Source organism: Bacillus sp. EE-W1, assembly GCF_009760835.1.
In the GTDB taxonomy this organism is placed as follows: domain Bacteria; phylum Bacillota; class Bacilli; order Bacillales; family Bacillaceae_G; genus Bacillus_A; species Bacillus_A wiedmannii.
The window spans coordinates 23,198-29,807 of sequence record NZ_WIPE01000040.1 but is presented as its reverse complement, the minus strand read 5'-3'; the positions used below and the strand labels follow the sequence as shown (position 1 = coordinate 29,807).

5 protein-coding genes are annotated in these 6,610 nt (G+C 36.9%); 1 reads left to right on the top strand and 4 read right to left on the bottom strand.

The features are described from left to right. Both GFJ36_RS29360 and GFJ36_RS03905 read right to left on the bottom strand, forming a co-directional pair. A partial coding sequence (locus tag GFJ36_RS29360) for an MSCRAMM family protein (protein WP_242015934.1) occupies positions 1–1,965 on the bottom strand: 1,965 nt, incomplete at its 3' end. A 382-nt stretch (positions 1,966–2,347) separates the two neighbouring features. Beyond that, positions 2,348–3,220: a Cof-type HAD-IIB family hydrolase gene (locus GFJ36_RS03905; RefSeq protein ID WP_088062118.1), complete on the bottom strand. Its 873-nt coding sequence runs from the start codon at positions 3,218–3,220 to the stop codon at positions 2,348–2,350. Between the two features lie 134 nt (positions 3,221–3,354). On the opposite strand from GFJ36_RS03905, the gene GFJ36_RS03900 reads away from it, so the two are divergent. Beyond that, entirely contained in the window at positions 3,355–3,972 is a 618-nt protein-coding gene (locus GFJ36_RS03900; RefSeq protein ID WP_098082645.1) for a DNA-3-methyladenine glycosylase, read from the top strand. A 62-nt stretch (positions 3,973–4,034) separates the two neighbouring features. Here GFJ36_RS03900 and alsD read toward each other — a convergent pair whose 3' ends face one another. Further along, positions 4,035–4,793, bottom strand: a complete 759-nt coding sequence (gene alsD, locus GFJ36_RS03895) for an alpha-acetolactate decarboxylase (protein ID WP_097891298.1) — start codon at positions 4,791–4,793, stop codon at positions 4,035–4,037. A 16-nt stretch (positions 4,794–4,809) separates the two neighbouring features. After that, complete coding sequence (alsS, locus tag GFJ36_RS03890) at positions 4,810–6,498, bottom strand: acetolactate synthase AlsS (protein WP_087985754.1); 1,689 nt, start codon at positions 6,496–6,498, stop codon at positions 4,810–4,812. Between the last annotated feature and the right edge of the window lie 112 nt (positions 6,499–6,610).

Here is a 6,610-nt window from a genome sequence, read left to right as displayed (position 1 = left end):
TTCTCCAACTACTTGACCAGTTTCGTTCTTCAGTCTAAATTTTGCGCCTTCTAGAACTTTTCCACTCTCTGCATCCTTTTTGATTACTTGTAAGCTTCCTAGTTCTTTTGCGTTTTCTACTTGTACTTGTACTACTTTGTTTGCTTCCACAACGACTTCAATTTCTTCTTTTAATAATGTATATCCTTGTGGCGCTTTCGTTTCTTTTAATGTGTATGTTCCTGGCTCTAATTTCTGAGAGATTACTTTACCTGTTTTATCTGTTCGTAACGTCTCTACTTTTTTACCATCTTTGTACACTTCAAATTCTGCGTCTGATAATACTTTCGCTTTATCTTCTGCATCCACTTTTACGATTTCAAATTGACCTGTAGCTTTTTCAACAGTTTTTTTATTCAACACATCTACAGTCACTGTTTTATTAGCAGCTACATCAACATGAACTAAGCTAGATGATAGTTCGTAACCTTTTGGTGCTTCAACTTCTTTTAATGTATATGTTCCAACTGGAAGTTGTTTTGATAAAGCTTCACCTTTACCATCTGTAATAATTGTTTCGACAACGTTCCCATCTTTATCTATAACATCAAATTTTGCACCTGGTAAAAGTTGACCAGATTCACTATCTTTTTTCAATAATTTAAATTGACCATTTTCTACTTTTTTCGTATTCTTCATAACAAATTCAATTATGTTTGTATTATCAATTGTTACTTTTACTGGTGTATCAACTTTTATATATCCTTCTGGTGCACTAATTTCTTTTACAAAATAATCACCAAATGGTAAATCTTTAACTTCCGCAATACCCTTTTCGTTTGTTGTAACAGTAGCCACAACATTATTATCTTTGTCTATAACATCAAATTTTGCGTCTTTTAAAACAATGTTTTCATCGTTTTCATCAACTTTTTTAATTTGTAAATGTCCTTTTTCAGCTGCTGGCTTATTCCACTTTGGCCAGTTAAATTTAAAGTTATGGACCTCAAAGCCATCTCTTTGGTGTAATCCTCCAACATAGGCTTGTCCATTAATAGAACCACCTTTTGTTTCTACAACTGCATTAGGTGCAAACACACTACCTACTACACCATAACCTTTAGTTGTTATCTTTGTAGCATTAGGAAATACCCAAATTACCTTACTAGCTAACTCAGTAAAAGATGAATTAGGGTCGTATGCTTGAGATGTATTAATTAAATCCGTCGCCATCCCAGTATTTCTTGTATCATACAAAATTGCACCGCCACCAAAACTCACTTCTTCTGCATCTGAATAAATAACAATAAAGTCTTTATTCTCTACATTCGGAAGAAAAACGTCTTTTACATCAAATGCTTTCTTTCCCGTCTGGCCTGAAGAGACATAAATATTAGGGTTGTTTACATCTTCACCGATTCCAAAGCTCATATTAGGTTTTGGCTTATCAGTGTGTAGTTTACTTGCATCCCCAATTACACCATCAACGTCTTTTCTAAATTCTTTAAACTTAGCATCAATCTCCGCTTGCTCTTTATAAGAGATACGGTCATATGATGATTTCATTGCACCTTCTGGGTCACCATCTTTTGTCATCGCCACTGTTCCATCTTGGATAATTACTTGTCCTGTTCCCGCTTTCGTAAATTGACCGCCTAGTAATAATGACGGATATCCTTCATCTACCCATGTCGCCCCAGCTAAATTATTCGCTCCAGTTGCAGCCGCTAAGACTGTATAACTTGATGCATTCATATTTTTTTGAACAGCCATCGCACCCTCAATATCCGCACTCGTTGCACTATGATCTCCAAAAATGATTGCATTGTAATAAGATACATCACCTAAACCTTTTAATTCTGTTGTAGCTGCCTCTGCTTTATACGGTAAATGGATTAAAAAATTCATACATACTAGTAACACAACTATAAAACTACTACTTAATTTTTTTATTTTTTGATTAAATGATTTCCTCAAAAAATTCATTCCCCCTTTTAAATTTCCTAAAACTACAAAAAAGCATCTTTCATATGTACCAAGCCTTACTCACAATAACTTAAAATCATCCATTTAAATAAAAACAAGAGACTCTACAACTGCTTAATAAAATTACTACAATTCATTTTTGAGATAATACGTGAACTAAACTATCATGCGGAAGTATTTTTTGCATATGGAGCTCAACAAAATTAATCTGAAGAATATTTCATGTGGTGTAACTATTTTGGCAACATCACCCACTTTACAACAGTTTTCTAAAGGATTCAAGTAAATTGTATGAACTTCAGACACAATTTATCTAGTAAAACGTTTTCATCTTTCGAATAAAACCAATAAAAAAACGTAGCCAAAAAGCTACGTTTTTCTTTCATCGTTTCGGTGTATTTTTATGATTTTTCAAAAACGGAAGCGGGAATTGCTTACGGAAATGTTCTTTAATCATATACTCTACACCGTTCTCACTATTTGAACGTGTAATCCAGTCTGCTGCTTGCTTTAATTCTACAGGCGAGTTCCCCATCGCTACACCAAGCCCTACATTTTCAATTACTTCTAGATCTTCTAAACTATCTCCAATCGCAACCATTTCGTTTAGCGAAATATTTAAATGCTCTCCAAGCAATTGTAATCCGCGTAATTTTGATACATTTTGCGGCAAAATTTCTATTCGTTTTGAATCACACTCAATATACTCTATATCTTGGAATGCTTTTCGTAATGTATTTAACCCTCGTTCTTTTTCACCTTTACTTTGGAAAATTACATCAATTTTCGGAGCCGCTACTGGATGATCACGAAGCGCATCACCTAATGAGTCTACAAATTGAACTGGATAAAATAACGGATCTGCACTTGATAATACAGTACGCGCAATTAAGTTTGGTGTATTCCTCTCCCGATTTCCGATTGAAAACCGTTCATGAGAAATGCGGATGTTACAATCAAAGTGCTCTAATACTTGCACAATGTTAAACGTCTTCTCTTCCGATAATCTTCTTTGAACGTACGGCTTATCTAACGTTGCTGAAACGAAAGCACCACCGTGTGTCACTAGGATAGAATCTAATTTTAACGCCTTTGCAACTTTATGAGCAGACTGAAAATTACGGCTCGTAAATAATGTAACGTATACATCTTTTCTTTTCACAAATTCAATTGTTTCTCGTAATCCTTTTGCAATTTTTCCGTTGTTGTATAGTAGTGTCCCATCTATATTAAGAGCTAGTAAGCGATAAATCATGTCGCACTCCCCCTCTTCGCTGTTGTACTCTATCCATAATTTATGAAATAAATGTAGCAAATAGAACGAGTTAGAATTACTACTGAAAATTTGGTTTACTATATACATATACACTCAGTAAAGGAGATAGTACAATGCAAGCACCACCTTCCTTTTATGAAGGCGATACGTTAGAAGTCGCAAAGAAATTACTCGGACAAAAACTTGTACATACTGTAGATGGAATAAAACGAAGCGGAATCATTGTAGAAGTAGAAGCATATAAGGGGCCCGATGATAAAGCCGCACATAGTTACGGCGGCAGACGAACAGATCGCACAGAAGTCATGTTTGGCGCACCGGGGCATGCTTACGTATATTTAATTTATGGTATGTATCATTGTTTTAACGTCATTACAGCGCCAGTTGGCACCCCACAAGGTGTTCTCATTCGAGCCCTTGAGCCAGTAGACGGGATTGAAGAAATAAAACTTGCACGATACAATAAAACCGACATTACAAAAGCGCAGTATAAAAATTTAACGAACGGCCCTGGCAAACTATGCCGTGCCCTCGGAATTACTTTAGAAGAACGAGGCGTATCCTTACAAAGCGACACATTACATATTGAACTCGTCCCAGAAGAAGAACACATATCATCACAATATAAAATAACAGCAGGACCTCGTATTAACATCGACTATGCAGAAGAAGCTGTACATTATCCGTGGCGTTTTTATTATGAGGGGCATCCGTTCGTTTCAAAGAAATAAACGATATCAACAAGAAATATTAATAAAAGAAGACTGTTCCACAATGGAACAGTCTCTCCCTTTTACTCTGCACCTTCCGCAGTCGCAATATTATCCTCTAAGTTTTCTCTAGATAATTCAGCCGCCATAAAATCAGCTGTTTCTGGAAGTGCTAAATGCATATGAGCTTTTTGACAAATTTGGATCGTACAGTTTTCAACAATATAATCGAAAACATGTCCTCCCCCGCTTCTTTCATCATCAATATAATGTAAGTGGAAACCCGCTACACCAATACCTTGCGCGTAATCTGGTGTCCAAAATCCAGCAAGCGTACCTTCTGTATGTTTAAATGAAAAGATTGGTTGTGATTTCGTCACTTCAACGAGCGGTGTATACGGTTTTTCTTGTCTTGGAACAGTTCTCGTTCTTACTTCACGGAACGTACCGTCCATTCTAATAGCGTAAAATAAGTTTTTACTTGGCATTAATTCATGTAATAATGCCTCAACTTCTTCACGATTCATCGGACGCTCTACCGTATAACTCATTTCTTTTTCGAAAAACGTTACAGTCGCAAACGGTGTCGTTTCTTCCGGTTCTACTTTTTCTGCTGAACCGTCTGAACGTAAATGATAAAATTCGTTATCGAATGCAATCATTTCACCATCTAATTGATCAAATGTACCGATGCCGAAATCACCACGTTCTTTCAATTCCTCAAAGCTAATTACACCATCATATATACCATCTAATAGCGCAAGCATTGTAGATGTTTGATATACTTCATTACTCATTTTCGTTCTTTTTGCATCAATATCAATGAGTTGTGCAACAGTCATCTCAATCATGCCTCCATTAGTTTAATTGGTTTGGTAATAATTTTTCGCTTAATTTAATGTTGTCACGGTAGTCAATTGGAACATCAATAATGACAGGACCGTCTGCTGCTAATGCTTCTTTTAATACACCTTCTAATTCATCAGGCGTGTTAACACGAAGACCCTTTGCACCGAAACTTTCTGCATATTTCACAAGATCGACATCGCCAAACTCTGTAGCTGATGTTCTACCGTATTTCATCATTTGTTGGAACGCAACCATATCATATGTACCATCTCTCCATACAAGATGTACGATCGGTGCGTTTAAGCGTACCGCTGTTTCTAATTCCATCGAAGAGAATAAGAAACCACCATCACCTGACACGGAAACAACTTTCTTGCCCGGTTCAACTAAAGTAGCAGCAATTGCCCAAGGAAGTGCAACACCTAACGTTTGCATACCGTTACTAAATAATAATCTACGTGGTTCATAAGAACGGAAACATCTTGCCATCCAAATAGAATGTGAACCGATGTCACATGTAACGGTTGTATCGTCACTAATTAAAGAACGAAGTGTACGAATCACTTGAAGCGGATGCGTAACACCTTCTGAAGCACGGTTTGGAACTTCTGCTTGTTCTGATAATTTCGCACGTAATCGTTCTAACACTGCTTCTGATTTCGAACTTAATACAAGTTTCGGTAATTTTTCTGCAATGCTATTTACAGTTAAAGCGATATCGCCAATTAATTCGCGCTCTGGTTGGTAATCATGGTCGATATCTGCTTGATGGTCATCAAGATGGATAATCGTTCTGTCTCCAAGTTTATTCCAGAATTTCGGATCATACTCAATTGGGTCATAACCGATCGAAATAACAAGGTCTGCTTCTTCTAGTAAAATATCACCTGGTTGGTTACGGAATAATCCAACGCGGCCAAAGAAATGATCTTCTAACTCACGCGAAATTGCACCAGCTGCTTGATATGTTTCAACGACAGGAAGTTCTGTATCCGCAATTAATTCACGAACGGCTTTCGTCACTTCATTTGTGCTCGCTCTCATACCGAGTAAAATAACTGGTAATTTCGCCGATTTTATTTTTTCTACTACATATGTAATTTCATGTGTGGGAGCGATTCCAAGCTGTGGCTTAGAAAGCGCACCGATAGACTCTACAGTCGTTTCCGCTGTCATAACGTCTTGCGGAAGACTTACTAAAGTAGCTCCTGGATTTGTGGAAGTCGCACTTCGGAATGCATTTGATAATGCTTCTGGCACATTATCAGGATGCTCTACTTCTACGCTATATTTTGTGATTGGTTCGAATAGTGCAGCATTATCCATAGATTGATGCGTACGTTTTAATCGATCCGTACGTGGAACTGCACCAGCTAAAGCAACAACGGGATCACTCTCCGCATTCGCAGTAACAAGACCTGTCGCTAAATTCGATGTCCCTGGTCCTGAAGTTACAAGACATACGCCCGGTTTCCCTGTTAATCTACCAATAGCAGCTGCCATAAATGCTGCGTTTTGTTCATGACGACAAACAATTAACTCTGGTCCTCTTTCTTGCAGTACATCAAATACAGAGTCAATCTTCGCTCCTGGAATACCAAAAACATGTGTAACACCTTGTTTAATTAAACAATCAACAACAAGATCTGCTCCTTTTGTTTTTGTCTTCACGTCGTTTGCTTTTACACCTGTACTCAAACTAATCATCCCTTTATTTCATAATGTGTGTAATAAAGATTTTTAATTTCACCTAGTTAATTAATGTGGTGAAGTATTATTTATCATTATATTACAAATGCATTATTTTTCC

Coding starts and splice junctions, on each gene's coding strand:
- GFJ36_RS03905 (WP_088062118.1), bottom strand. CDS start 3,220: ATGATTTATCGCTTACTAGCTCTTAATATAGATGGGACACTACTATAC.
- GFJ36_RS03900 (WP_098082645.1), top strand. CDS start 3,355: ATGCAAGCACCACCTTCCTTTTATGAAGGCGATACGTTAGAAGTCGCA.
- alsD (WP_097891298.1), bottom strand. CDS start 4,793: ATGACTGTTGCACAACTCATTGATATTGATGCAAAAAGAACGAAAATG.